This window comes from Salinibacter grassmerensis, from assembly GCF_947077765.1.
Lineage (GTDB): Bacteria > Bacteroidota > Rhodothermia > Rhodothermales > Salinibacteraceae > Salinibacter > Salinibacter grassmerensis.
On sequence record NZ_CAMTTF010000001.1, the window covers coordinates 309,137 to 335,494 of the forward strand.

Genomic DNA, 26,358 nt, shown 5'->3' on the forward strand with positions numbered 1-26,358 from the left:
TCGTTTACGGGGACCGGTCGAGAGCGCGGAGCGCCGCCCGCAGCACTTCGTCCGTGCCGGCCCGCACCCCCTCGACCGTCCGCGTGGCCCGTACGTCCGGACGGATGCCGACGAGGTGGTGCTGGGACCGGTCGTGCTTCTGAACGCGCATGCCCGTCCAGTAGACCTGATAGTTTCCGGGAAGCGTGAATGGATTTACGTTTCCGTTCGCCCCGGCGGTCGGCTGGCCGACGATGGTGCCCAGGTCGTAGTGTTCGACGATGCCCATGATGCTCTCGGCGTAGCTGATGGCACGCCCATCGGTCAGAAATGCGACCTTGCCCGTAAACTGCGGCGTCTTTGAGGGGAGTGTCCACCGGCCGCCGGTGTAGCCTGCGATGTTCTCCTGGTCCGGATAGATGATCTTCGGCACCTCGAAGTGGGCCGACCGGAGCGTCTCGGGCGACAGGTGGGGAAGCAGTTCTTGGGCGCCGCCCTCCGGATACCCGCGCACGTCGAAGATTACCGCCTCGGCCTGGGCCAACGTGTCGATGTGGGGCTGAAGCGCCTCCATTCCCACCCGGGTGAGGTCGACGTAGTGGGTGCCGCCAGAGAGCACGTCGATCGAGTCGGGCCGGGGCTCGGGGTGGAGCTGGCGCCGCCAGCGCCCGCGGCCCATGTCGTCAGCGCGGGGGACCCGGCACTCGACCGCCTGCCCGTCGCGGCGGAGCGTGAGGCGGACGGACGTACCGGGCGGCCCCGCGGCGAATGTCCGCAGGGCACGGACCGTCCGCCACTGTGGGGAGCCGGAAATGGACCGTTTTGTGTTTCGGAGTGTCTCCTCGATTGGTGCGCCGTCAACGGCCGTGACCACGTCGCCGGGCCGGGCGCAGTTCTGTGTCCCGCTGTAGGAGGCGGTGTCGGTCACCGCTACGCCCTCCTCAACCCAGTCGAACCGGAGGGGAAGGCCGGCCCGCAGGGTGTCGGCGGGATGCGACACCCGCGCGTGCCCGTCTTCGAGGGGCACGAGCATCCGCCGAAGCGTACGCAGGAACTCGCGGCTGGACGTGTCGGCCGCGGCGCGGCGGAGGCTGCGGGTCAGCACTGGGTCCCAGTCGGCGTCCACGACGTCGAAGTACGGGTAGAAGTGTTGGAAGACGTTCCACGCAATGATGATGTTGGCCCGGCGAAGGGCGTCGTCCTCGGCCGTGAGGCGATTTAGGGAGACATCGCCGAGCGCCCCCCGAAGTGCAGCTGGGGAGGGGGCGCCATCTGAGCGAAGCGTCTGCTTGTCGTCGCTGTAGAGCGCGAGCGGGATCTGTGCGGAGAGGCCGTGCCCGAGCGGCGTGGTAACCGTCTCCCCAGCGGCCGGGCGCGTCTCGAAGAGGCCCTCTGCCCCAACTGCGACCGAGGAGGTGTCCAGCGCAATCGACAGGAACTGTTGACCCTCGGCGGGATCCCCCTGCGTCGTCCGAAACGCGTAGCGGTCTGATCGCCCGCCCCACCCTGCCGGAGGCTCGCCTGCGGCCCCGTCCTCCAAGCCTGCGTTTTCCAGGGATACGTTCGTCCACGCCGCTCCGCTGCTGTCTCGCACCTGGAGCTGGAACGCGTCGAACTGCGCCGTGCCGCGGCCACGCAGGAATCCGCCGAGCATGATGTGCGTGGCATCCTCGGCGACCGTTCCGGTAATTTGATAGGTCTCCCAGCTTGGCTTGGTGATCGGCCGGTCGCTCATGTTGTCGAAGAATCCCTGCCTGTCGTTCGTCCGGTCGACGCGGAGCCAGAGCTGGGCCCGATTGCCGGCGCCGCTCACCTCGGCCCGAACGGCGGCGCGGAGCCGCACCTGCTTGCCCCGATGCGGCATCGCGTCCACACTCTGAGCCACCGTTCCGAAGCCCGGGCCGCCAGACGATTCCTCCTGCTCCATCTGACGGTGGAGGCGCGCGCTCTCGTACGGCCCGCGGTTGCCGAGGTCGACGCCCTTATGCTGCCAGGATACGAGGCTGAGCCCGGTCGTGTCGGCGGGCGCAAGCACCTCGGGCGGGGCGGGCGACTGCTCGCCCGTCTCGTACAGCTGGACCGTGGGGGCAATAGGGGCGAAGAGCTCGTGCAGGGTCGAACGCAACTCGGACCGGCTGCCAGCATCCGTCACCTCCCGCACGCCGTGGACGGCAAACGCGTCCCAGTTGGTCTCCGCCGCCGCGTCGCTAGGATGGAAGTAGCGGACGTAGCCGTAAAGCGTGGCGAAGGCGCGCAGATTTTGAATCTTCTGCTCCGCACCCGCGGCCCCGCGGCCTGCCGTCTCCGCGTCAGACATTGTGGCGGCAACCAGGCTGCTCCCCGACCGCTCCGCACGAGGATACCAGTCGTCGGGGAGAGGGCGGACGGCCACCACCAAAAGCGCCAGCATTAGACCGAGCGTTCCGAGAAGAGACTTGCGTCTGGGTGACCAGGACGCAGCGTCCTCCCGGCTCACGATTGCGAGAATGCGCTCTCGGAGCCGCGTAGGCCGGGCGATCTGCAGGGCGGGGGCGGGGACGTGGTCGTCCACTGCCCGGCGCGCGGCCGCCAGCAGTTGATGGGCGTACGTCTCAGGATCTTCGCCCGCGGCAAGCACCGTCTCATCGCAGGCCGCCTCCCGGGCCTGGAGGAGCTGCGACCACCCCGTCCAGGCCAGCGGATTGGGCCAGTGCAGCGCGCGCCCGAGCTGCCCGACGAGCCCCAGAAGCAGGTCCCTACGCTTCAGGTGCGCCATCTCGTGGAGAAGGACGAGCCGGCGCCGCTCGGAGGGCCACTCCCGAGCGGAGTCTGGGAGAAGGATTGTCGGAGAGAAAAGACCGAGCGACATCGGCGTCGCCCCCTTGTGAAACCGAATCTCGGCGGTACGCCCCGATCCAAGCTGCTCCCGAACCTCTTCGAGGTGTTCTGCCCAGTCCGGGGCGTCCACCAGGCGGGCCTGCCGACGAAGGCGCCGGGACCGCAGATGACCGACGAGCAGGCGAGCCAGTAGCAACGCCACCCCCGTGCCCCAGACGCCGAGCAGGACCGGTCCCCACACCCACCCCAGCAGCCAGAAGGATTCGTCTGTACGTCCCTTGTTGAGTGCCGGAGCGGAGGGGGCCGGGGACGCGCCCGCCCCGCCCGACGCTCCGGCGGACGTGGAGGCTTGCGTCTCTGCCGAGGCCTCGCGTCCCGGCTTCGAACCGGACCGGGGCTCGTCACGCCGTGAGGACGGCTGTCGGGCCGCCGGCTCGTCGGCTGAATCCCCCGCGAGCCGAACGACCTCATCGACCGGGTCGGGGAGGGACGACTGCGGCAGAACCGCCTGCCCGATCGGCAGTGCCAGAAGCGCCGCAAATGCCAGGCCCCAGACGGCTCGGCGAAGCGGTGCCGGGGCGTCCCCTCGGCGGAGTAGTGCATTCGCCACGTGGGCAAGCACCAAAAGGACTGCGCCCTTCAGCAGAACATCGAGAAGGAAAGTGCTCAGATGGGAAGACGTGAGGGAGCTAACCATTGAGCTCAGTGTCATCTGTTCGCTTACTGTCCGGTGCGAGGGCGGCTACTGGTCCCCCGATGCATCTGTCTCCGAAGAGCCGGTCCCCGAAGAGCCGGACGAGTCGCGTGCATCCTCAACGATCTGCTCCAACTCTCGAAGCGTCTCCGGAGAGAGGTCCTCGCTCTTCGCCGAGAGAAGTGTTGCGACCGTCTCCGACAGCGACCCGCCGAAAAACGTCTCTTGAACGTGGTCCAGCAGCGAGCGGCGCACCTCGTCCTTCGGCCGGGTCGGAAAGTAGACGTAGCGGCGCCCCTCCTGCCGGTGGTCCAGGTAGCCCTTTTCCTCCAGGTGGCGGAGCATCGACCGGATCGCGGAGTTGGACGGCGGGTCGGGAAGCTTCGTGCGGATCGTTTCGGCTCCGGCCTCTTCCAGCTGGTATACCACGTCCATGATCTGGCCCTCGCGGCGACCGAGTTCGTTGTACAGAGAACCGTTCATCGGGGAGGATTGAAGAAGGATGTTGATGCATAAACGTTAACACATTAGCACCATACGTTTCAAAAGACCAAAAAGTCAAGGATGGGACCGGCGACAACAGCAAGCGATTTTCAGGCGCAAGCGGGCACGTCATGGCGCTGGGCTTGTTAGGAGTGCCTGAGTAGCACAAACACTTTCGCAACATTGTATCGCAGGAGTGCGAGGTGTCGTAGAAGACTGAGCCTCTGCCTCCATCTCCACCATAGCCGCTTCCGCTCGATGGACGTCACCAGCGCCGATCCCACGCACGTCCTCCAGTCCGTCTTCGGGTACGAGACATTCCGCCCGTACCAGAAGCCGGTGGTGCAGCGGCTCATCGATGGGGGGGATGCGCTCGTGCTCATGCCGACGGGCGGGGGAAAGTCGCTCTGCTACCAGATCCCGGCGATGATTCGGGACGGCCCCGGCATCGTCGTCTCGCCCCTCATCTCGCTCATGCAGGACCAGGTCGACGCGCTGCAGCAGGTCGGCGTGCGGGCGGCGGTGCTCAACTCCAGCCTCGGACGCAAGGAGCGGGAGGCGGTGGAGCACCGGCTCACGGCGGGCGAGCTCGACCTCTGCTACGTGGCGCCCGAGCGGGCCACCCGCGACCGCTTCAAAAACTTGCTCTCACGGGCCCGCCCGTCCCTTCTCGCCATTGACGAGGCGCACTGCATCTCGCAGTGGGGGCACGACTTCCGCCCCGAGTACCTGGCGCTGGCCGACCTCCGGGGCGACTTCACGCAGATCCCCTGCGCCGCCGTCACCGCCACCGCCGACCCGCCCACGCAGCGGGTCGTCCTCGACCGCCTCGGCATGACGGACGAGGACCGGTTCGTGGCCGGCTTCGACCGCCCCAATATCCGCTACGTGGTGGAACCGAAGGGGGACCGCCCCCGCCAACAGCTGCACGAGTTCATTGAGCGGGAGCACCCCGGCCAGAACGGCATCGTGTACTGCCTCAGCCGCAACGGCGTGGAGACGACCGCCGACTGGCTCACCAACCACGGCCACACCGCCGTGCCCTACCACGCCGGCCTCTCCGACCACAAGCGCAGCGAGCATCAGGACCGCTTCCTCCGCGAGGATGGCCTCATCGTGGTGGCCACCGTCGCGTTCGGGATGGGCATCGACAAGCCCGACGTGCGCTTCGTGGCCCACCTCGACGTGCCGAAGACGCTGGAGGCTTACTACCAAGAAACCGGCCGGGCCGGGCGCGACGGGCGCCCCGCCACCGCCTGGATGGCGTACCGCCGCGGGGACGTGGTGCGCATGCGGCAGCTCATCGACGACTCCGCCGAAAACGACGAGCACCGCTGGACCCAGCGCCACAAGCTAAACGCTCTGCTCGGCTACTGCGAGGCGCCGGACTGCCGCCGCGAGGTGCTCCTGAACTACTTCGGCGAGGACATGGAGGGGGGTACGTGCGGCAACTGCGACAACTGCCTGCGCCCGCCCGACACCTGGGAGGGCACCACGGCCGCCCAGAAGGTGCTTTCCTGCATTGCCCGCACGGGCCAACGCTTCGGCAGCGGCCATGTGACCGACGTGCTTCTCGGCACGGACACCGAGAAGGTGCAGCGCCACGACCACGACACCGTCTCTACTTACGGCATCGGGGCCGACCGGTCGAAGGCCGAGTGGCGATCCATTATCCGGCAGCTGGTGGCGAAGGGCATGGTGGAGGTGGACGTGATGGGGTACGGCGCCCTCACGCTCACCGAAGATTGCCGCCCGGTGCTGAAGGGCCACGAGACCACTGCCTTCCGCGACGGGGCCGCCGCGTCCGGGTCGTCCAGCACCCCGAAGACCGCCTCCGACGATCCCCTCCCGGCCGACGGGCCGGAGCGGGAGCTGTTCGAGGCGCTCCGCGAGCGCCGCACGCAGCTGGCCAAGGACCAGGAGGTGCCCCCCTACGTCATCTTCAACGACAAGACGCTGCGGGCAATGGTGGAGCATCAGCCCCAGACCCGAAGCGCCTTCCATGAGATCCACGGGGTGGGGGACGTGAAGCTGGAGCGGTATGGCAATCAGTTCCTCGACACGATCCGCGAGCACACGTGAACGTGTGAAACCGGGGAGGGCCGTCCCCACTCCGGAAGAGGGCCTGTGGAGGGGGCATATGTGACGAACTCGTAGCTCTGCGCGGCCATACAGAGTCCAAGATGCCCCTTTAACGTAGATACTAGATCTCCATGCAACGGACCGTGTCTGCCGGGCTCCGGCTTGTGCTACTCGTTGGCGTGCTGGTCATCGCCGGGGTGAGGCCGGGACAGGCGCAGGCGCCCCGCGGGGCGGGCAACGGAACGGCGGCTCTTGAAGGCTGGCCCCGCTCGCTGCCCACCCTCCTCGACGAGATGGGGCGGGATGCGCCGTACCTGCTCCCCCGCGTTGACTCGATGGCACTCGACTACCGGTACGCCGCGACCGACACCACGTCGCGGTGGTCGTTCGTCGTCAGTTGGCGCCCCGCCAAGCGGGTGCTCTATGAGGGCGAGGTGCTGCCCTGGCGCGAGCGTCCGGCGGGCATCCGCATGACCAACGTCGAGCTCCGCGCTGACGTGCGGGTGGACGGTGAGAAGCGCGCCGAGATGATCGTCGGCGTCGACAGCATGGCGCTCCGCCCCGTCCCCGACCGGTTTGCGTTCAACGTGACGGTGGCCCACGAACGCGTCTTCCTGGACGCCTCCCCGGCCGAGGCGCGCCGCATTCTCTCGGAGGGGGCGACGCTCGACGGCCTCGTCGTGGAGCGCATGGGCTTCGCGTCGGACGCGGCCGAACGACGCCCCGGCCCCGGCGACCGGGACGCCCGCGAGCGTCGGCCGGAGCCGTCCCGATCGCCGAGCATCTACACGCCCCGGTCACGCATCTACATTGGGTGGCGGGTGGCGCCGCGCCCGTACTACGTTGGGGGGCGGGACCGAGACAACGACCGCACCCGACGGCCCCGCGGCGAGACGGTGGGCCGCTCGACGGCCGATGGGGAGCGGTCGGCAGCCGCCGGCCGGGACGACCGCACGGAAGGGCGACGGGGCGCTAGGGATGATTCCGGGGAGGAGGGCGAAGACGAGGCCGACACGGAGGGCCGCTCCCGTGCTGAGGAGATCCTCTCGGACGAGGATGATGAGGAGGACGACGAGGAGGATACCGATCTTGGCCTCCCCGCACTCGGGGCGGCGGCCGCCGTGGGAGTTGTCGCCTTCGCAGGGGGCACGGCCGGGCTTTACGTAAGGGGCGATACCCCCATCGGAGTGGCCTCCGGCTACACGCATCCACGCGGCGGCGTCCAGCTTCAGGCGGCCATCAACAGTGCCGTCCTGGAGGATGGCCCCGACCAGAAGCTCAGCGTCCGGGCCCTCGGCTTCTACGACGTGTTTGAGTCGCGCGTCCAGCCGGCCCTGGGGTTTGGGGCCCACATCGACCCACAGGCGGGACGTGACTGGGCCCCCGTCGTCTCGGCCGGCGTCGTGGGCAACCTCGGACGGGTCGTGCTCTACGGCGGACTCGACGTGGTGCACGGGACGCCCGAGATTGGCGTCTCGTATAACTTCCGGTACGGCGACGGGGGAGAGTGAGCGACCGTGCTGGGATAGGGGGGGACGACCCTGTCTGCCAGGAGAGAGGCCGGTTCAGAAACCAGGGTGCGGACGCTGTTCATTCCGTCCACGCGGAGCGGCGTCCAGGGAGAATGTGCCGACGTGGTCAATAACAGTAATAAAGAGTGGGTGCCTGATACGGCGGTTGACATCGACCCGCGGCTGAAAGAAGGGTCTCGATCCTCTCCAGACAGGAGCCCGAACCGTGCCTGGTTGACGGCGGTCTTCTAGAGGCGGACGATTCTGCAGGGCGCCTAACCGCAAGACGGCTGGCTCAGTAGCATCGCCGGAAGCCCCTTCGACGCAGACAACCATGGGGGCTGTTGCTCCTACCCGTCCTGTACTCGGGGAATGGTTGGAAAGTCATCTCCCCCGCCCGTTCAAATGTCAGATCTCCACCTGCTCTGAACGAAAATTTTTCGTATGTGGAGCCTGTTCGAAGAGGAGACCTAGGCCCTGTGAGATTCCGCGGCGGCAGACGCTAGACGCACACGGATCAAGGAATTCACAAAGCTGCGTTCCGCTCATACCCGCACACATCGACGCTGAGAACGGTTTTCTGCGGTGAAACAATAACAGCAGTAAATGGCGTCCATTTGATACTTTGGCGCCAGAAACCTACCGTACAAGACACGCTTAGTGAGCACGTGCTCTCTGGGGTTGTGCTGTCGTGGCATGGCGGTAGGAACGCACCGATGGGTGCTCCTGCGTCACGGGGAAAGTCCGGTGGAAGGCCGGCGCTGCCGCGCAACGGTTCCAGCCCGAATGCCCGCCCGGAGAGCGATCACGTCCCTTCAGGCCGCCGTGTCGGAGGGGAAGCCCTGCGCGTCTTTAGGGCATGTGGTCCGTGGCGTACGAGTTGATTGACGGCATTGGCCGAACCGTTCCGGGCAGCCCGCTCCCGCTGCGCGGATCTGGCCTGTATTGAATCGCCTCTCTCAGCGCGCCCTGGCCTTCGTGACGCGCGCCAACCGTCCGAGGTCCTTTTCCTATTAATCGAGCGCTCAGTTATGTCCCAAAACCCCTCTTCTACAGAATCCGCAGCGGCCGACGTGGCTGCCCCGGCCGAATCGACCAACGGGCACGCCTCCAACGGCCACCGCGTCAACACCCGGTCGGGACGAAACGGGTCGCATCAGTATCAGCTGTCCGACAGCGACCTCGTCACGGACGACCGGACGAACGACGACATCTTCGAGACCGAGATCTCCGAGGAGGTCTACGAGCAAAACTACCAGTACGGCACCGACGACCGCATACCGGACAGCTGGTACCGGAATGCGCGGGCCATGGCCCAGGTCGAAGACGACACCGACGCGTGGACCCAGCGCTTCTATCAGCTTCTGAGCGGGAAAGGACTGGGCACTGGCCCTTTTCCGTTCACGCCTGGCGGCCGCATCTTCGCCAACGCGGGCACCGGCCTCGGCAAGGCCACGCTCATCAACTGCTTCGTGTCGGGGTTTCAGGGCCACGACCAGGACTCGATGGACGAGATCCAGGCGGAGCTGACCCGCCAGGCCAAGATCCTGGCCAGCGAGGGCGGCTACGGGTTCTGCGCCCACATCATGCGGCCCCGTGGGGCGCGCATCGGCGGCGTCGGCTCCATGACGCCCGGCGCGGTGCAGATGCTCGACGTCTGGAATAAGCAGGCCGCCACCATCGTCGCGGGCTCCGGCATGATGTCCGACCGCGACGACGTGAAGGACAAGATCCGAAAGGGCGCCCAGATGGTCACCATGGGCATCTGGCACCCCGACATCATTGAGTTCATCGAGGCGAAGCAGGAGCCCGGCCGCCTCCACAAGTTCAACATGTCGGTTCTCATCACCGACGAGTTCATGGAGGCGGTCAGGAACGACGACAAGTGGGCGCTCCGCTTCCCCGACTACGAGAACGAGAAGGAGTTCTACAAGCAGCACTGGGACGGCAACCTGAAGGCCTACCAGGAGAAGGGCGGCACGGTGAAGACGTGGAAGGACCCGGCCACCGGCGAGCCCGCGGTGTACGAGGCGCGGGAGATCTGGAATCGGATTATGGATTCCACCTACAACCGCAACGAGCCCGGTGTCATCTTCGTCGACACCATCAACAAGGAGAACAACCTCAGCTACATCGAGCACATCAACGCCACGAACCCGTGTGGCGAGCAGGTGCTGCCGGTCGGCGGCGTGTGCCTGCTGGGCAACCTGAACGTGACGCAGCTCGTGGACCAGGAAGCGGGCGAGATTGACTACGATCTCGTCGACGACCTCGTCCCGCTCGCGGTGCGCTTCCTCGACAACGTCAACGACCTCAGCTACGTCCCGCTCGAGGAGCAGCAGGAGAACCTGCAGAAGAAGCGCCGCATCGGCCTCGGCCACTACGGCGACGGCTCGGCGCTGATGATGATGAAGACGCGCTACGGCTCCGACGAGGGGGCCCGCGTGATGCGCCAGTTCCAGGAGCACCTCGCCAACCAGGCCTACCAGGCCAGCGCGCGGCTCGCCGACGAGAAGGGCGCGTTCCCGCTCTTCGACAAGGACGAATACCTGTCAAACCCCTTCGTCCAGCGCCTTTCGGACAAGACGAAGGAGATGATCGGCGACCTGGGGCTCCGCAACAGTCACCTGCTCTCCATTCAGCCGACGGGCAACACGTCCACCTTGGGCAACGCCCCGTCGAGCGGCATCGAGCCGGTGTTTATGCACAGCTACATCCGGACCTCCGAGCAGCCGGCGCTCCCCGACGGGATCAACCGGCCGTCGATGTCCCCGAACGCCTACGAAGTGGGGGAGGACATCGACGCCGACGGCACGGCCTGGACCGCCGAGGAGCAGGGCGACGAGACGGTGCTTCGCTGCCAGGAGGAGGGCCACACCCACTGGCAGATTCACCCGACCCGCGACATCTGCAAGGATCAGGAGGTCAAGGACTACGCCGTCCGACACATGGAGACGGATGGCACCTGGGACCCGGAGGCCGACTGGGCCGTCACGACCCGCGATCTGGACGTGGACGACCACCTCACCCAGATGAAGGCGCTGGCACCGTTCGTGGACTCCTCGATGTCCAAGACGGTCAACGTCCCGAATGACTACCCCTTCGAGGACTTCAAGGAGCTTTACGAGAAGGCCCACGACACAGGCGTCATCAAGGGCGTGACGACGTACCGCGCCGGGACCATGAGTGCCGTGCTCTCCGGCGGCGACGACGAGGACGACGGCGATGGCGTGCCCCGCACCGAGGCGCCCGATCGCCCGGAGACCCTGCCGTGCGCCATCCACCGCGTGCGGTACCAGGGCGACCACTGGACCATCCTGGTCGGCTTTCTGGAGGATCACCCCTACGAGGTCTTCGCCTTCAAGTCGGAGGGGGAGGCCCCGCTCTTCGGCGACGACAGTGAGCGCGTCGACGAGGGCCACATCCGGAAGAATGAGAGCCGTCACTACTCGCTTCTGGGCCCGAACGGAACGGTCGTGATCGGCGACATCACCAGCCACATGCCGTCCGATGACGTGCGCGTGGAGACGCGGCTCGTGTCGACGGCGCTGCGCCACGGCTCCAAGATTGACTTCCTCGTGGAGCAGCTCGAGAAGGCGGAGGGCTCAATCGCGTCCTTCGGCCAGTCGATGGCGAAGGCCCTGCGCGCCCACGCCACCGACCACGAAGTCACCTGCGACAAGTGTGGGTCCGCGAACGTGCGCCACGTAGAGGGCTGCATGGAGTGCGCGGACTGCGGGCACTCGCGGTGCAGCTAGGCCATACGCCTCCGCGGCAGTGAGGGGCGCAGGTCGGAACGAAGTCGGCCCGGAGTGCGCTTCTCACACGTAGTCGGGACATACGAAAGTGGTTTTCGCGGCGTCCTCCCGACATGGAGGGCGCCGCGTCGTATTTTGTGGAAGGAATTGGAGCATGATGGAAACGTCAGGTCATCCGTGGGTCGTCTGTAAATTTGGGGGCACGAGTGTGTCGAGCCGGGCCCGGTGGGACACAATTGCCGAGGTGGTGCGCACGCACCGCATGGAGGGGCGCGCGCCCTTCCTCGTCTGTTCGGCCCTGCAGGGCATCTCGGATCAGCTGGAGGCGCTGTGCGCACAGCTGGCGTCCGCCGATCCCGGTGCCCCGGAGTCGACGCTCGCCACCATTCGAGAGCGGCACCGGGCACTGGGGCAGGACCTCGGCGTGGACGCCGAGGCGGTGCTGTCGGACGAGTTTGCACGGCTGGAGCAGTGGGTCGATGAGATTCAGGCGACCGACGGGCCGTCGCCCCGGCAGCGGGCCGCCGTCCTGGCCACGGGCGAGTTGCTGTCGACCCGCCTCGGCGCGGCGTACCTGTCGGCGCAGGGGCTGCCGACAGAGTGGCTTGACGCGCGCGAGTTCTTGCGGGCCACCGACGATCCGCACCTGCCGCCGGGGCGTCAGTACCTGGCCGCAAACTGCACGTCGCACGCCGACCCGGGCCTCCAGGCCCACCTCGCCGACGCCCCGGAGACCGTCTACCTCACGCAGGGCTTCATCGCGAGCAACGCCCTCGACGAGACCGTTCTGCTCGGGCGGGGCGGCTCAGACACGTCGGCGGCCCACTTTGCGGCCAAGCTGGAGGCCGAGCGGACCGAGGTGTGGACCGACGTGCCGGGCCTCTTCACGGCGAACCCGAGCGAGGTGCCGTCGGGGCGCCTGCTGCGCCGCCTGGACTACGACGAGGCCCAGGAGCTGGCGACGATGGGCGCGCGGGTGCTGCATCCCCGGTGTCTCGACCCGGCCCGGCGCCACCAGATCCCGCTCCACGTCCGCAGCACCGAGGCCCCGTCCCTCGACGGCACGATCGTGAGTGGCGAGGGGCCCGACGTGGGACCGCAGGTGAAGGCCATCTCGGCCAAGACCGACATCACGGCCGTCAGCATGGACACGCTGGGCATGTGGCAGGAGGTGGGCTTCCTGGCCGATGTCTTCCAGGTGTTTAAGCACCACGGCCTGTCCGTCGACCTGATGGCCACGTCGGAGTCGAACGTGACGGTGACGCTCGACCCGGTCGCTAATGCCCTTGATCCGGACATCCTCGACCGGCTGCTGCACGACCTGAACCGATACTGCGACGCCGAGCTGATCGACCCGTGCGCCATCGTAAGCCTCGTGGGGCGCCACATCCGCTCCCTGCTGAGCGAGCTGGGCCCGGCGTTCGAGGTGTTCGATGAGCAGAAGGTCCACCTCGTCACCCAGGCCGCGAGTGACCTCAACATGAGCTTCGTGGTGGACGAGGACCAGGCCTCACGCCTCGTCCGCGAGCTGCACGCGCAGTTCTTTGGGCATCGGGCGTCGGACGCCGTCTTTGGGCCGCGGTGGCAGGAGCTGGTTGAGGACGGTTCCCCCGAGGAAGCGCCGGACACGTGGTGGCGGGAGCGCCGCGAGGACCTGCTGCGCCTGGCCGACGACGAGTCGCCCCGTTACGTCTACGACCCGGAGGTGGTGACGGCCCGCAGCGACGAGGTGCAGGGACTCGGCCCAATCGACCAGTCGTTCTACGCCGTGAAGGCCAACCCGCACCCCGAGGTGCTCCGCCTACTGGAGCGGCGGGGCCTCGGCTTCGAGTGCGTCTCCCCCGGCGAGTTGGATCGCGTCTTTGAGGCGTGCCCGGGCCTCGATCCGGCGCGCGTCCTGTTCCAGCCGAATTTTGCGGCCCCCGACGAGTACGCCGACGCATTCGAGCGCGGTGTGCACGTGACGGTCGATAACGTGCAGCCCCTGGCCGAGCACCCGGACGTGTTTGCGGGGGAGGAGTTGTTCGTGCGGGTGGACCCGGGGCAGGGCGAGGGCCATCACCGAAAGGTGCGCACGGCGGGGGCCCAGTCGAAGTTTGGGGTCGTCCCCGAAGACCTAGAGCGGCTGCGTGCGGCGGTCGATCAGGCCGGGGCCACCGTCGTCGGCCTGCACGCGCACGTCGGGAGCGGCATCACGGACGAGAGCACATGGGCCGGCCTCGTGGACCTGCTGGCCAGCCTCGCCGCCGAGTTCCCCGCCGTCCGTGCGCTCAACGTCGGGGGCGGACTGGGCGTGCCGAACGCCTCGGGCGGTCGTCCGCTCGACCTCGACACCCTCGACGACGTCCTGACGGAGGCCGCCGACCGACACCCGCAGTACGACCTCTGGATGGAGCCGGGCCGCTACCTGGTGGCGGAGGCCGGCGTGCTGCTGGCCCGCGTCACGCAGACGAAAACGAAGGACGCGGCGGCGTACGTGGGGCTCGACACGGGCATGAACAGCCTTCTGCGCCCGGCCCTCTACGGCGCCCACCACGAGATCGTCAACCTCAGCCGCCTCGACGAGTCGCCCGCAATGACGGCGGACGTGGTGGGGCCGGTCTGTGAGACCGGCGACGTGCTGGGCCACGACCGCCGCCTGCCGCCCACGGAGCCGGGCGACACGCTGCTCGTGGCGACGACGGGGGCCTACGGGGCCAGCATGAGCAATCGGTACAACCTGCGCGAGCCCGCCCCCGAGATCATGCTCGCCCCCGAACCGGCGTGACCTTCCGTGGAAGGGCCCTGCGGCATTTCGGAATGCCGCGCCGCGAGGGGGAAGAGATAAGCATGTCGCTCTTCTGCGTCGTTCCCGTGAAAACCGCCCCGTCGCACCGTCCACGTTCTGCGCTAGAGCGCACCCGGAAAGTCGGCAGGACGGTCCGACCGACTGTCCCGGTTTCCCCTCTGTGAAGAAGTGAACGCGGCCCGTCCGATCCACGCCCCATACCTCATCGGTACCGGCTTCTCGATCGGGGGCAATTTTTCTTCCACCTCGTCCCAGTCATTCGGGGTGCTCACCCCCTCGACACAGAGTCACGGGGCAGGTGCTGTCGGGTCCCCTGTCTTTTCCATCCCCCCACGTCGGCTGTCGAGTCGCGTCTCAGTCTGCTTTTGCTGGCGAGAGCGCTGGTTCTTACGCGGTCGCAAGACAGCCCGGCCTCGGGTTGGTATCGACTGTGACCGGACCGGTGACAGTCTCCTGCTGCGGCTGCTAACACTCTCTCGCACAAGTGCCGGTGGCGGCGGGCACAACATTCGGGGGGCTTTCGAAACAGTGACCGGCATGAAAGCAAATGGTGAAGATGGAGGGCCTTCTTCAGCTAGAGATCTGACGAGGACGTCTGCCTTTTGGGGCCTGGCCCTTTCCTCTATCGCTGCTGTTTCGCATATTAGAAAAATAAGCCGGCTACGGACCACGTCGTAGCGGCCCCTCACCTCCCAAGAATCAACACCGCAGGTCCAATGAGCACCATCCGCACCGATGGCATCGACTACGACATTCTGGGCGACGACATGCAGCTCGTGGAGGTCGAGCTCGACCCCCGAGAAGGCGTGCGTGCAGAGGCCGGCACCATGATCTACATGGACGACGGCGTCCGCATGCAGACCGACACCGGGGGCGGCCTCTTCAAAGGCTTCAAGCGGATGGTGTCCGGTGAGAGCTTCTTCATCACCACGTTCGTCCACGAGGGGCAGGGCAAGAGCCACGTGGCCTTTGCGGCCCCGTACCCCGGCAAGATTATCCCCGTCCAGCTCGACGACTTCGGGGGCGAGTTTTTGTGCCAGAAGGACGCGTTCCTCTGTGCCAACGCCAACGTCGAGATCGAGGTGGCCTTCACCAAGCGCTTGGGGGCAGGCCTCTTTGGGGGCGAGGGATTCATCCTGCAGCGCCTCACGGGGCAGGGCTGGACCTTCATCCACGCCGGCGGGACCGTCGTCGAGCGCACGCTCGAGGCCGGGGAGACGTTGCGGATCGATACCGGCTGTCTCGCGGCGTTTTCCAGCAGTGTCGACTACGACATCGAGTTCGTGGGCGGCTTCAAGAACGCACTCTTTGGCGGTGAAGGCCTCTTCCTGACCACGCTCACCGGGCCCGGCACCGTGTACCTGCAGAGCCTTCCGTTCTCCCGCCTCGCTGACCGCATTGTGGCCGGCGAGCTTGCGAACCGGGGAGAGAGTGAGGGGCCGGGTGGAACCGGCATCCTCGGCGACTTCATCTCCGGCGACTAACAGGAGCCGACAGAACGCCTGATTGTATCCCTCCGGACCGGAGCACCACCGCTGGTCTTTCGGGGGAGCTGCGTCAGTCCTGAAGCGCCGATTCCGGATTGTTAATGGCAAAACGTCCGTTTTTAGGGTGGAGCGGAGGCGGAATGAGACGGAAACGAGGGTGCATGTTTGAAATATGTGTGCTGGTTTGTATTGTGGGGGCGCACCGATCCAACACTCCGTCCAGCACGCCTCCACCGCGCCATGTCGCTTTCGTGCAGTGCCGATGACCCGGACCAGCGCTCCGTCCCCCCCGATGTCGTCGTGACGGCCATGCGCCCGGCCCACCCCACGCCGAGCCTGCGACAGCCCTTTTTTCTGACCCGGGTCGAGGCCGGCTTCCCGTCGCCCGCCTCCGACTACGTCGAAACCGAACTCGACCTGGCCGAGCACCTGATCGAGCACGAGGCGGCGACCTACTACCTCCGGGTGTCGGGGACGTCCATGACCGGGGCGGGCATCCACGACGGGGACATTCTGGTGGTCGACCGGGCCGTGGAGCCGGCGGACGGGGACGTCGTGGTGGCCGCGCTCGATTCCGAGCTGACCGTCAAGCGCCTTCGGGTGCGCAAGGAGCGGCTCTACCTCGTCCCCGAGAGCGGGCAGCACGATCCCATCCCGGTCCGGGACGGGCAGGAGCTGGTGGTGTGGGGCGTCGTGCAGCACGTGGTCCACGAGGTGTCGTGAGGGTTCTCTACGCCTTCGTGCACCGCCCCGTTTATGTTGCCCCTCGTGCCCGTGGATCCCGTCATTGCTCTCATCGACTGCCAGGCCTTCTACGTCAGTTGCGAGCGCGTCTTCGACCCCGCGCTCCGCGACCGCCCCACCGTCGTGCTGTCGAACAACGACGGCTGCATCATCGCCCGCTCCGCGGCGGTAAAGGCGGCGGGCGTGCCGATGGGCGCGCCGGTGTCCAAGTGGCGGGATGAGCTGGAGGCGATGGACGCGGCGGTCCTCTCGAGCAACTACGCGCTCTACGCCGACCTAAGCCGTCGCGTGACCGCGGTGCTCGAGACGATGTGCATCGACCTGGAGCGGTACTCCATCGACGAGTGCTTCGTGACGCTGCCCGCCCTCGACCGTGACGCCCTCCGGACGCTGGGCGAGCGCATCCGTCGTCGGGTACGGGACTGGGTGGGAATCCCGGTGCGCGTGGCGATCGGCCCCACCAAGTCGCTCGCCAAGATCGCGGACGAGAAGGCCAAGGCTGAAAAGCGGGCGGGCGACGGGACGGGGGTCTACGTGTGCCCGCCGGAGCCGGACCTCGACGTGCTGCTCTACCGCACCGACGTGGGGGACGTGTGGGGCATCGGGCCGAGCTACGAGGCGACGCTGCGCGAGCACGGGGTCGCTACGGCGGCGGAATTCCGGGCGCTGCCGGATCCGTGGATCCGGTCGAAGATGACAGTGGTGGGGCTGCGCCTCGCCCGCGAGCTGCGGGGGCACCAGTGTCTCGACCTGGACCTCGTAGGGCCCGACCGCCAGTCCCTCGTCCGGTCGCGCTCGTTCGGCTCGCCCGTGGAGGCGAAGGCGGAGCTTCGACAGGCCCTCGCTAAGCATGCGCAGCGGGCCGCGGAGAAGCTGCGGGAGGAAGACCTCGTGGCGCGGGGGATCGGCGCGTTTATCACCACCAAGACGCACGGGCCACCGCCCCACTACGCAAATGAAGCCCAGGCCACGCTCGACGAGCACACTGCGGCGGCTCCGCCCTTCGTCCGGTCCTCCCGCCGTCTTCTGGACGCCATCTACCAGGCGGGCCCGGCCTACCGGAAGGCCGGCGTGATGCTGTACGCGATCCGGCCCCGGCGCCCCCATCAGGGCAGCCTGTTCGGCCGTCCCGTTCAGGATGACGAGGCCCTCATGCAGGCCGTGGACCAGATCAACGGCACGATGGGGCGGGGCACCATCGGGGTCGCGGCGGCGGGGCTGCTGGGCGACCGCGACTGGACCATGACGCGCGACAACACCTCCCAGCACTACACGACCCGATGGGATGAACTGCCGGTGGCGAGGGCGTGAAGACACGGAGCTCCCGTGCCGTCCTCGGTGCCCCGCTCGTAGGGTGGAGGATGAATGGAAAACGGACCGGGCCGAGGAACGAGCGTACGGTGATGGTCCGTTGCCGCCCACCGATCATGCTGGACTGAACTTCCCGCCGAGCCGACAACACCCGTGGTCAACAACTACTACACCCTCCGCGCCCTCGTCCACGAATGGCACGCCGACCTGGAGGGCACGACGGTCCGGGACATCTACTCGCAGACGAAGAACGAGCTGACCGTCGCGCTGGCCATGGATGATCAGGACTGGATGGTGCGCGGCTCGGTGCAACGGCCGTTTCTGTACCTGTTTCGCCGTCCGGGCTACCACAAGGCGCGTCGCAACGTAGCCACCCTCTTTGAGGGCGCCATCGGACGGGCGGTGACAGGGGTGTCCATCGCCCATCGAGACCGGCTCGTGTCCATCGAGCTGGACGGCGGGGGGCGGATTCTGTGGCAGCTCTTTGGGGCGCGGGCCAATGCCTTTCACGTCGCGCCTGACGACACGATCGTCGCCGCCTTCCAGCGCCACGATGAGCTCGCCGGAACGAAGGCGCCCGAGCCGTACGCCGCCCCAATGCCGGATACGTTCGAGGCGTTCGAGGACCGATGGAAAAACAACCGCAACAAGACGCGCCAGGCGGTCCAGTCGGCCGTGTCGCTCTTCGGGGGCGACCTGGCACGGGAGACGCTGCACCGGGCGGGCGTTACGAGTGAGGCGCCCGCGGACTGCACGGCGGCGGAGCGGCGGGCCCTCTTCGACGCGTCGATGACCCTCCGCGACGCCCTGACCGACCCGACCCCCGTAATCTACGGCGCGGGACAGTTCCCGGACGCCTTCTCACTGGTGCCGCTCCGGCACCGCGAGGAGACGCCCGCCGAGCGGTTCGACACAGTGGATGCCGCGGTGGCCGACTTCGTGCGGCGCACACTGGCCGAGCAGCACTTCCACCGTCTCTACGACCCACTGGAGGAGGCCCTCGAGTCGGCGGCCGAGCACGAACGCCGCAGCGCCGAGCGTATGGTGGAGGAGCTTCAGAGCGAGAGCCGGGCCGGGCGCTACGAGCGGTGGGGCCACCTCCTCATGGCCCAGCAGGACCAGGTGCCCGACGGGGCGGAGGAGGTGGAGCTGCCCAACCTGTTCGAGGACGGGGCGCCCGTCACCATCCCGGTCGATCCGTCCAAGTCGCCCGTCGAGAACGCAGAGCACTATTACGACCGCGCCCGGAGCACGCGGCGGTCGCGGGAGGAGGCGGAGGTCCGACTGGATGACACGATCGAGCGGGCCGAACGGGCTGAGGCCCTCCTCCACGACCTCCGAGAGATTGACACGCTCGACGGCATCAAGGACTTTCGGGACGAGCGGGAGGACGAGCTGTTGCCGTTCGTGGAGCGGGACGACGCGGACGTGGACGACTTCCCGTTCCGCCGCTTCGACCTTGGGGAGGGCTTCGAGGTATGGGTCGGCAAAAACGCACGGCAGAACCACGACCTTACGTTCCACGCCAGCCAGCCCTACGACCTGTGGCTGCATGCGCGCGGCGTGCCGGGCGCCCACACCGTGCTCCACCGTCCGAACCGCGACGCCGAGCCCGGCAAGCGCCGCCGATACGTCGCCGCGGCCATCGCCGCCCACTACAGCAAGTCGAAAGGCAGCGACGTGGCCCCCGTCATGATCACCGAGCGCAAGTACGTCACCAGCCCGACCGGCGCGGATCCCGGCGTGGTGCGCGTCGACCGCGAGGACGTGCTCATGGTGGAGCCGGGACTGCCGGAATGACGCACGGAGCGCAACACGGGATTCTTGTCCTGGCCCCTCACGCGCCACGCCTCATGAATCAAAACCCCGGCGAGATGCGGAAGCCCAGCTCCCAGGTCGTGTCGCGGCGCTGGAAGGGACGCGCGTAGTAGGTCTCCAGCAGAAGGCTCCCCAGGATGTTGAAGCGGGCGGACACCCCCGCGCTCACCACCGGAATGGTCGTGTCGGCGCTGTCGGTGTCAAACGTGAAGAGGTCCGGCCCCTCGTCGTTCGTCCAGGTTACGCCGGCATCGACGAACGGCGCCAGTGTGGTGGGCAGGTACCGGAACGGGATGAGGCTAAGGCGCTCCGGGCCCAGAAGGGGAATGCGAATCTCGGCCCGTGTCGTGAGGGCCCGCGTGCCGAAGAGGCGGTCGATCTCGGCGCACTGCGACGTGGTTGGGGCGTCGCCGAGACGGGTGCAGCCGCCGTTCTCCCGAATGCCACTCGCGATGCTCTGCACGCTGTAGCCGCGCACGAAGCCTTGTCCGTAGGGGTAGCCGATGTACTCATTCCCGATGCCAAACTCGTCGCTGAACGAGGCGCCGTAGTTTCCGACGTGGAGCGCCTGGAAGGCGAACGTGAACGGCTCGGCGTAGAGATACCGGCGCACGTCGGCCCGGGCCGTGACGAAGTTCTGTGAGCCCACCGTCGGCGTAAGGCCAACCCGCCACCGTCCGCCCTGGAGGGGCCCCGTGAGGCCGTTCGTCGTGAAGTCGCGCACGTACGCCGCACTCGCCGTTGCTAGGTATTTCGGGGAGCGGCCCCCGAGTTGATCCTGCAACGTTTCCTCCGTGCCGTCGGGGGCAAGGCCCGCCGTGCGCACATTCGTTCCGAACCCGTAGCGCGTACCGCCGAGCGAAAACTCAAACCGTCGGGTGGGGCTCAGCGGGTAGGAGGCGTTGCCACTGACGGAGGTAATGTAGGCGCGCTGCACGACGCTTCCGAGGCCGACGAGGCGTCCGGCGTCGTCCCGAAAGGGAACCGTGTTCGCCGAGAAGATGAGGGGGGTGTGACTGAGGGACCCGCCCCAGTTGAGCTGGCCGCGCTGGTTCATGTACGACACCCCGCCGCCGAGGTCACGGAAGGTGCCCTGGGCCTGCACGGCCACCCCGAGGGTCCGGTGCCCCAGCATGTCCCCGAACCGGAGCCCGATGCCCCCGGCCAGGCCGCCCCCGAACGGGCCGCCGACGGAGACGCCAATGCCGCTGGCCCGGGAAATGGACTCCAGCGACAGCGTTGGGTCGTAGTCGTCGGTCGTGTAGTCGGTAGAGTCGGGTGGAAGGCCGGTGGTGGCGTCGCGGAGGTTGGCGGCGATCAGTCCCTCGTTTCGAGACGCGGGGGAGGGCAGGATGCCGGCGGCGCGCGACGTGTCGGCGGCGCTCGCCCCCGGCTCCTGTGCGGCCGTGTCGGTCTCCGTGGGGGGACGCGTACGGTCATCCGAGGAGGGGATCCCGGCCGTGGTTCCCCCGATCGGGATGCCCTGCGCCTCGCTGGCAGGGCGGCGGACCCCGGTGTAATTGCCGTCCGCGAAGACCGACAGCATCATGTCGCCGCTCTGGGGGGCGATGGACAGCGCCGGAGATAGCGCCGTGATGCCGCTCACGCCCGTCTTGAGCCGGGTCACGCGGAACCGATCGCCATTCGACAGGTCCACGCGGTACGCGTCCTTGAACCCGTCCTGGTCGCTGACAAAGTAGAGGCTCTGTCCGTCCGGCGAGAACTGCGGATTGTGGTGCAGGGCGTCCCCGAACGGCTCCCGGACCGTCACCTCCCCGCTCGACACGTCCACCAGCCCGAGGTCCATGTTCGACGACGGGCTCAGCGTCTCGAAGTCCGTCTCTGCCCGGTCGGTCGTGAAGGCGATCGTCTCCCCGTCGGGCGCCCACGTCGGCTGGAGGTCCGCGTAGCGATCGTTGGTGAGCTGCCGCACCGACTCCGTTCCGAGCTCCAGGACGTAGAGGTCGCTGATGCCCCCGTCGGTGCCCGCGAAGGCGAGCCTCGAGCCGTCCGGCGACCACGCCGGGTTCTTCATCGACGTGACGCCGTCCACCGAGAAGCTACGCTCGATCTCCTCCTCCACCACGTTCCAGATCGTAATCTGGTTGTCGCCGTCCTCGGAGCTGACGAAGGCGAGGCGCCGCCCATCGGGCGACCACGTGCCGGAGGAGCTGATGAAGCGCAGGGCGTTGAAGTGGCTGGTGGTGCCGGCCCGGTCCAGCTCCGCGATGACCTCTCCGGTCCGGGCGTCCGCCACGTACAGGTTGAAGGAAAACAGTTCCCGTTCCGAGATGAACGCGACGTAGCGCCCGTCCGGGCTCAGCGACGGGGCGATGTTAATGCGTCCGCCGTTTGTCTCCGGGGCGAGCACCGTTTGCCCGGCGGAGTCGGGTGGCGTGCGGCCTTCCATGCGCGGCCCGTACGTCTCGCGGGTGGTCTGGGCCCACTCGTTTGTGAGGGAGTCCGCCGACACGCCGAAGAGCTCCACGTAGGCCGAGTCGAGCCCCACCTGTCCGCCCCGCTTGAAGAGGTCCGTAACGGCCTGGTCGCCGTACTTGCCGCCAATGTAGGCGAGGTACGCCTGGCCGTAGCGGTAGGGAAAGTACTCCCGCGGGTTGGCGAGGCCCTCGAACGAGGGCATGTCGTCCCGGCGCACCGCGTCCCGCATCCACATGGCCGTGTGCGAGTCCTGCCGCCCGACCGACAGGTACTCCGCCATCCCTTCAATGAGCCAGGTCGGCAGGGCGCCGAGCTGAATGCCCACGCTGTCCGCGTTCAGGCCGAGGTCGAACTGAAAAGAATGCACCAGTTCGTGGCCCAGCACGTGGTCCGTCTCCCCGTACGACGACGCGAACGGCATGACCACGCGCTCCCGCAGCGGCTCGGTGAGGCCGCCGGTGCCCGGGCTAATTGGCCGCGGCGTCACGTTGGTCTGCCGGAAGTCCGCGTCGTTGGCGTAGAAGATGATCGGCTTCTTCTCGTCGAAGCGGTGCAGAAAGATCTCGGTGTGGCGGTCGTACCAACGCTCGGCCATCCGGGCGGCGTCGCGTACGGCTTGCTCCTCCTCCGGGTAGAAGTGGAAGACAAAGTGCTCCGTCTCCAGCGTCCGAAAGTCGAACTGGTCGTACTGCACTTTATTCTGCCCGAAGTACTGCGCCCGGGCGTCCGGACCGCCGAGGAGCGCGAGGCCTGCGAAAAGTAGCGCGAGAGTGGAGGCGAGCGGGGGGAGAGATCGCATGACGAACGAAGAGAATTCGGCGGAGCGGTCGTGAGGGGGGCTGGATCTCCAGGGGATGAACGTGCCCGACCGGTGTGGTATTATGAGGGCACGATACCGCCATTACGAAATCTTGGTATTGCGAGAATGCTCGGGGCGGCCCAGCATCACATGGAGGACGATCGACTGACTTGTGGCCTCGCAGCCGAGGGGCCTGAATGACGTGCGTGACGACGGAATACGCTGCTTCCTTCGGTGACCTGCCCTCGATGGGCCGGAGCGATAGAGCGGACTCCCTTTCCTCAAAGACGTACCGTTTTCGGCGCGAGGGGAGGGCACGGTGCGGGCCACGCACGCACACAGGGAAGTGGGGGAACGCCCCACCCGATCGTTCAAGATCGCAGGGTTGCGGGGGGAGTCTCTGAATTGTACCATAGTCGTGAGAATTGCGGCACGTGTGCCTGTTGAAGCCGCGTCGCCCGCTTCCGTTCGTCGCTCTCCCGAATTGTGTGTTTGCTCTTCATGCCGACCGACGAGCCCGACGCCCCGACCGAGGTTGCCGCAGCGGGGGACGACTCGGGCAAGGCCCGAGACATTTCCCTCGACGAGTTTCAGCCCTACGGGACCCTTGCGGTCACGGGGGCATACTTCGTCCTTTTGCTCGTGCTGTACGCGCTGCTGTACTTCGTCGAGTTCGCCACGCATGCCCCCCACATCATTGAGTAAGTCCTGATCGACCATGCACGTCCACCGTTTCGAGAAGCTCTGGATCGGGCTCTCTCTTTTCCTCATCGCCGCCTTCATCGGGATTGTGCTCTTCGGGTTCACGGTGATGAACCTGAAGGTGCCCGGCGTGGAAACCGGAGAAACCGTCGATCCGGCGACCGTCCTGTCGGAGGGGCCGTTTGCAAAGCCGGGGGTGCGGAAGATTAGTGACGACCACTACGAGGTGTACATGCTGGCCCAGCAGTTTATCTTTCGACCCGGGAGCACCCAGCCCCTGACCCTGCCGGCCAATACCAAGGTGACCTTTCACATGACGAGCCCGGACGTCATGCACGGGTTCGAAGTGCCAGGAAGCGGCCTGAACTCGACGGTCATTCCGGGGCAGGTCGCGACCTTCACGACCCGGTTTCCGGAAGCCAAAAGCTACGGCATCATCTGCCACCAGTATTGTGGCTCGGCCCACCACAACATGCAGGGCGAAATTAAGGTCGTCCCCCCATCCGAGTTTGACGAGAGCAACTTGATCGCACAATGACGTTTGTCGACCACTACCCGAAAGCGGCGCGCATCGTCAAGGCCAACTTGATCGTCGCGTTCGTGGCCCTCGGCATCGGGGGCTTCTTCGGCCTCATTCAGGCGCTACACCGCACGGACGTCTTTCGGGGGTTTGTCTCCTCGGTGCAGTACTACGACGTGCTCACCGGTCACGGCGTCCTGCTGGCCCTCGTGTTCACCACCTTCTTCATTACGGGCCTCTACCAGTGGGGGGTCACGCGCACCATGGAGCGGGAGCCGGAGAGCTCCACGTTCTCGTGGACGTGGTTCGTGATGATGGTGGTGGGAACGACCATGACGGCCACGGCCATCCTCGGCGGGCTTGTGCCGGGCAGTGGCCTGAGTGCGGCGGTCCTCTACACGTTCTACCCGCCGCTGCAGGCGCATCCGCTCTTCTACATCGGCGCGGCGCTCCTGGTGGTGGGCTCGTGGCTGGCCGGGGCGGACTGGTTCTGGACCTACTGGAAGTGGCGGGACGAGAACCCCGACGCCCGCATCCCGCTGCAGACCTACATGGTGATCTTCACGTGGCTCATGTGGTACCTCTGCTCGCTGGGGCTGGCGCTGGAGGTGGTCGTGCTCCTCATCCCGTGGTCGCTCGGAATCGTCGAGAAGATTGACCCGCTACTGCCCCGCACACTCTTCTGGTACTTCGGGCACGCGGTGGTGTACTTCTGGCTGCTGCCGGCCTACTTCGTGTGGTACTCCATTCTGCCGAAGCTCTCGGGGGGGCGCCTCTTCAGCGACCCACTCGCCCGAATCGTCTTCGTCTTCTTTCTGCTCTTGTCGACCCCCATCGGCTACCACCACCAGTACGCGGACCCGGGCATCACCCTGGTCTACAAGATGTGGGCCCTCATCATGACGCTCGTCATTCTGCTGCCGAGTCTCATGACGGCCTTTACGGTCATTTCGTCCATGGAGCACGGGGCGCGCCAGCGTGGCGGCAGCGGCTATTTTGCCTGGATGGCGGCGTTGCCCTGGGGCCAGCCCGCGTTTGTGGGCTGTGCGCTGGCCGGCATCATGTTCGCCGCGGGCGGGTTTAGCGGCATGGTCAACGCCTCGCTCAACATCGACATGCTGGTCCACAACACCGCATGGATTCCCGGCCACTTCCACCTCACGGTGGGGACGGCGGTGGCCCTCACCTTCATGGCAATCACCTACTGGCTGCTACCGCAGCTGACGGGGAAGCAGCTCAAGTTCAAAAACCTGGCCCTGGCCCAGCCCTACACGTGGTTCATCGGAATGACGCTGATGTCCAACGCGCTCCACCGGCAGGGCCTGGCGGGCGTGCCGCGCCGCGTGGCGGAGCCCCAGTACGCGGGCATCGACTACGAGGTGCCGTTCGGCACGATGGCGGAGATGGACTGGCAGGTGGCGATTGGGGGCACCATTCTCTTCGTCTCGATGGTGCTCTTCCTGGTGGTAATCGGGGGCACGTGGTGGAGCGGCGCCCCCGCCACCGACGTGGACGACGTGATTCCGCCCGCCCTCTCCGGGCCGGAGCACTCGCCGAAGATCCTGGACAACCTGAAGCTCTGGATGGGCGTGGCCGTGGCGCTGGTCCTCATCGCCTACACGCTGCCGCTGGCCGAGATGGTCATGGACGGCCTCTTCTCGCCGGGGGCGTTCCCGGCGCCGATGTAGGCGTGTGCGGGCGCCGGAGAGGCGCCCGGTGCTTCTGAGCTGGGAGCGAATGCGACCGTAAATGGGATCCGCCCAGTGGCTGCCTAGACGATTCCTGGACTTCTGCTCGATGAGTACCGATTCTCCCGAGACGGATAGTGCTTCGTCCCCGTCTGCTCCCGACGAGGTGAATCCCTGGGTGGTCCGCTTCTTTCTCATTCTGGCGTTCGGGCTGGCATTCGGGATTGAGGGAATGACCCTGGTCCGCAGCTACCTCCTGAGTGGGGAGGAGGAATCGGGACCGGTGGCCGAAGAACAGGGCCCCCCGGGGGACTCACTGGGGGGGCAATCGTCCGACGCCCCCCTCCGGATCGGCGACGACCTCCTGCCGGCCACCGACGTGACGGAGCGCGTGGTGGAGATGCAGGTTCGAGCCCAGTCGTCTGGGCCCTGGACCTTCCGGCTCGCCGTCGTGGTGGAAAACAACGCGGAGACGCCCTACCGCCTCACCCTTCGGGCCCTGGAGACGGACGACGGCGCGGTGCTCGACGAGGTGCAGACGGCAACCTGGCCCCCTGGCGACTCCACACGGTTCCGCGCCACCTGGCCGATGGGGGCCGACGCCCGCCCGCAGTCGCTGACCGCCGAGGCGGAGCTGCAACGCGCCGAGGATTCTACCCGCACCGTGCGCCGGCGCATTTCGTTCGGGCACGTGCCGGTACAGATGGAGCGCTAGTCGATGAGAGCCCCTTCAAGTTC

Annotated in this window: 15 protein-coding genes and 1 riboswitch; of the genes, 12 read left to right on the plus strand and 3 right to left on the minus strand. The window is 67.0% G+C overall.

Annotation, left to right across the window (positions count from 1 at the left end):
* Nucleotides 1-4: 4 nt before the first annotated feature.
* Nucleotides 5-3,493, minus strand: coding sequence for a M56 family metallopeptidase (locus OJB03_RS01190; RefSeq protein ID WP_263784510.1), 3,489 nt, complete (start codon nt 3,491-3,493; stop codon nt 5-7).
* A 45-nt stretch (nt 3,494-3,538) separates the two neighbouring features.
* On the minus strand, nt 3,539-3,973 hold the full coding sequence (locus OJB03_RS01195; protein WP_263784511.1) for a BlaI/MecI/CopY family transcriptional regulator: 435 nt from the start codon (nt 3,971-3,973) through the stop codon (nt 3,539-3,541).
* Nucleotides 3,974-4,231: 258 nt separating this feature from the next.
* Here OJB03_RS01195 and recQ point away from each other — a divergent pair, with 258 nt between their 5' ends.
* From recQ to OJB03_RS01235, 8 genes are all read left to right on the plus strand, one after another.
* Complete coding sequence (gene recQ, locus OJB03_RS01200) at nt 4,232-6,055, plus strand: DNA helicase RecQ (protein ID WP_263784512.1); 1,824 nt, start codon at nt 4,232-4,234, stop codon at nt 6,053-6,055.
* A 131-nt stretch (nt 6,056-6,186) separates the two neighbouring features.
* Entirely contained in the window at nt 6,187-7,566 is a 1,380-nt protein-coding gene (locus OJB03_RS01205; RefSeq protein WP_263784513.1) for a hypothetical protein, read from the plus strand.
* Between the two features lie 723 nt (nt 7,567-8,289).
* Nucleotides 8,290-8,366, plus strand: a riboswitch (adenosylcobalamin-variant (AdoCbl-variant) riboswitch).
* 231 nt (nt 8,367-8,597) lie between these two features.
* Complete coding sequence (locus tag OJB03_RS01210) at nt 8,598-11,324, plus strand: adenosylcobalamin-dependent ribonucleoside-diphosphate reductase (protein ID WP_263784514.1); 2,727 nt, start codon at nt 8,598-8,600, stop codon at nt 11,322-11,324.
* Nucleotides 11,325-11,478: 154 nt separating this feature from the next.
* Nucleotides 11,479-14,091: a bifunctional aspartate kinase/diaminopimelate decarboxylase gene (locus OJB03_RS01215; RefSeq protein WP_263784515.1), complete on the plus strand. Its 2,613-nt coding sequence runs from the start codon at nt 11,479-11,481 to the stop codon at nt 14,089-14,091.
* Nucleotides 14,092-14,828: 737 nt separating this feature from the next.
* Complete coding sequence (locus tag OJB03_RS01220) at nt 14,829-15,596, plus strand: TIGR00266 family protein (protein WP_263784517.1); 768 nt, start codon at nt 14,829-14,831, stop codon at nt 15,594-15,596.
* 243 nt (nt 15,597-15,839) lie between these two features.
* A complete protein-coding gene (locus OJB03_RS01225) occupies nt 15,840-16,322 on the plus strand; it encodes a LexA family protein (protein WP_263784519.1) in 483 nt (160 codons plus the stop codon).
* A 33-nt stretch (nt 16,323-16,355) separates the two neighbouring features.
* Complete coding sequence (locus OJB03_RS01230) at nt 16,356-17,654, plus strand: Y-family DNA polymerase (RefSeq protein ID WP_263784521.1); 1,299 nt, start codon at nt 16,356-16,358, stop codon at nt 17,652-17,654.
* Between the two features lie 153 nt (nt 17,655-17,807).
* Nucleotides 17,808-19,454, plus strand: a complete 1,647-nt coding sequence (locus tag OJB03_RS01235; protein ID WP_263784523.1) for an Rqc2 family fibronectin-binding protein — start codon at nt 17,808-17,810, stop codon at nt 19,452-19,454.
* 58 nt (nt 19,455-19,512) lie between these two features.
* Here the strand turns inward: OJB03_RS01235 and OJB03_RS01240 are convergent, their stop codons facing one another.
* Nucleotides 19,513-22,710, minus strand: coding sequence for a basic secretory protein-like protein (locus OJB03_RS01240; protein WP_263784525.1), 3,198 nt, complete (start codon nt 22,708-22,710; stop codon nt 19,513-19,515).
* A 501-nt stretch (nt 22,711-23,211) separates the two neighbouring features.
* Here OJB03_RS01240 and OJB03_RS01245 point away from each other — a divergent pair.
* The 4 genes from OJB03_RS01245 (at nt 23,212) to OJB03_RS01260 (ending at nt 26,335) form a co-directional block, all read left to right on the plus strand.
* Complete coding sequence (locus OJB03_RS01245) at nt 23,212-23,415, plus strand: hypothetical protein (protein WP_263784527.1); 204 nt, start codon at nt 23,212-23,214, stop codon at nt 23,413-23,415.
* 13 nt (nt 23,416-23,428) lie between these two features.
* Nucleotides 23,429-23,950, plus strand: a complete 522-nt coding sequence (locus tag OJB03_RS01250; RefSeq protein ID WP_263784528.1) for a cytochrome c oxidase subunit II — start codon at nt 23,429-23,431, stop codon at nt 23,948-23,950.
* Complete coding sequence (locus OJB03_RS01255) at nt 23,947-25,620, plus strand: b(o/a)3-type cytochrome-c oxidase subunit 1 (protein ID WP_263784530.1); 1,674 nt, start codon at nt 23,947-23,949, stop codon at nt 25,618-25,620. Before OJB03_RS01250 ends, OJB03_RS01255 begins: the two co-directional genes overlap by 4 nt.
* A 109-nt stretch (nt 25,621-25,729) precedes the next feature.
* Nucleotides 25,730-26,335, plus strand: a complete 606-nt coding sequence (locus OJB03_RS01260) for a hypothetical protein (protein ID WP_263784532.1) — start codon at nt 25,730-25,732, stop codon at nt 26,333-26,335.
* The last annotated feature ends 23 nt before the right edge of the window (nt 26,336-26,358 follow it).

Excerpts from the sequence above, each read along its gene's own strand:
- OJB03_RS01250 (WP_263784528.1), top strand. The coding sequence starts at position 23,429 with ATGCACGTCCACCGTTTCGAGAAGCTCTGGATCGGGCTCTCTCTTTTC.
- OJB03_RS01225 (WP_263784519.1), top strand. The coding sequence starts at position 15,840 with ATGTCGCTTTCGTGCAGTGCCGATGACCCGGACCAGCGCTCCGTCCCC.
- OJB03_RS01255 (WP_263784530.1), top strand. The coding sequence starts at position 23,947 with ATGACGTTTGTCGACCACTACCCGAAAGCGGCGCGCATCGTCAAGGCC.
- OJB03_RS01190 (WP_263784510.1), bottom strand. The coding sequence starts at position 3,493 with ATGGTTAGCTCCCTCACGTCTTCCCATCTGAGCACTTTCCTTCTCGAT.
- OJB03_RS01210 (WP_263784514.1), top strand. The coding sequence starts at position 8,598 with ATGTCCCAAAACCCCTCTTCTACAGAATCCGCAGCGGCCGACGTGGCT.
- OJB03_RS01240 (WP_263784525.1), bottom strand. The coding sequence starts at position 22,710 with ATGCGATCTCTCCCCCCGCTCGCCTCCACTCTCGCGCTACTTTTCGCA.
- OJB03_RS01195 (WP_263784511.1), bottom strand. The coding sequence starts at position 3,973 with ATGAACGGTTCTCTGTACAACGAACTCGGTCGCCGCGAGGGCCAGATC.
- OJB03_RS01215 (WP_263784515.1), top strand. The coding sequence starts at position 11,479 with ATGATGGAAACGTCAGGTCATCCGTGGGTCGTCTGTAAATTTGGGGGC.
- recQ (WP_263784512.1), top strand. The coding sequence starts at position 4,232 with ATGGACGTCACCAGCGCCGATCCCACGCACGTCCTCCAGTCCGTCTTC.
- OJB03_RS01220 (WP_263784517.1), top strand. The coding sequence starts at position 14,829 with ATGAGCACCATCCGCACCGATGGCATCGACTACGACATTCTGGGCGAC.
- OJB03_RS01230 (WP_263784521.1), top strand. The coding sequence starts at position 16,356 with ATGTTGCCCCTCGTGCCCGTGGATCCCGTCATTGCTCTCATCGACTGC.
- OJB03_RS01205 (WP_263784513.1), top strand. The coding sequence starts at position 6,187 with ATGCAACGGACCGTGTCTGCCGGGCTCCGGCTTGTGCTACTCGTTGGC.
- OJB03_RS01245 (WP_263784527.1), top strand. The coding sequence starts at position 23,212 with ATGCCGACCGACGAGCCCGACGCCCCGACCGAGGTTGCCGCAGCGGGG.
- OJB03_RS01260 (WP_263784532.1), top strand. The coding sequence starts at position 25,730 with ATGAGTACCGATTCTCCCGAGACGGATAGTGCTTCGTCCCCGTCTGCT.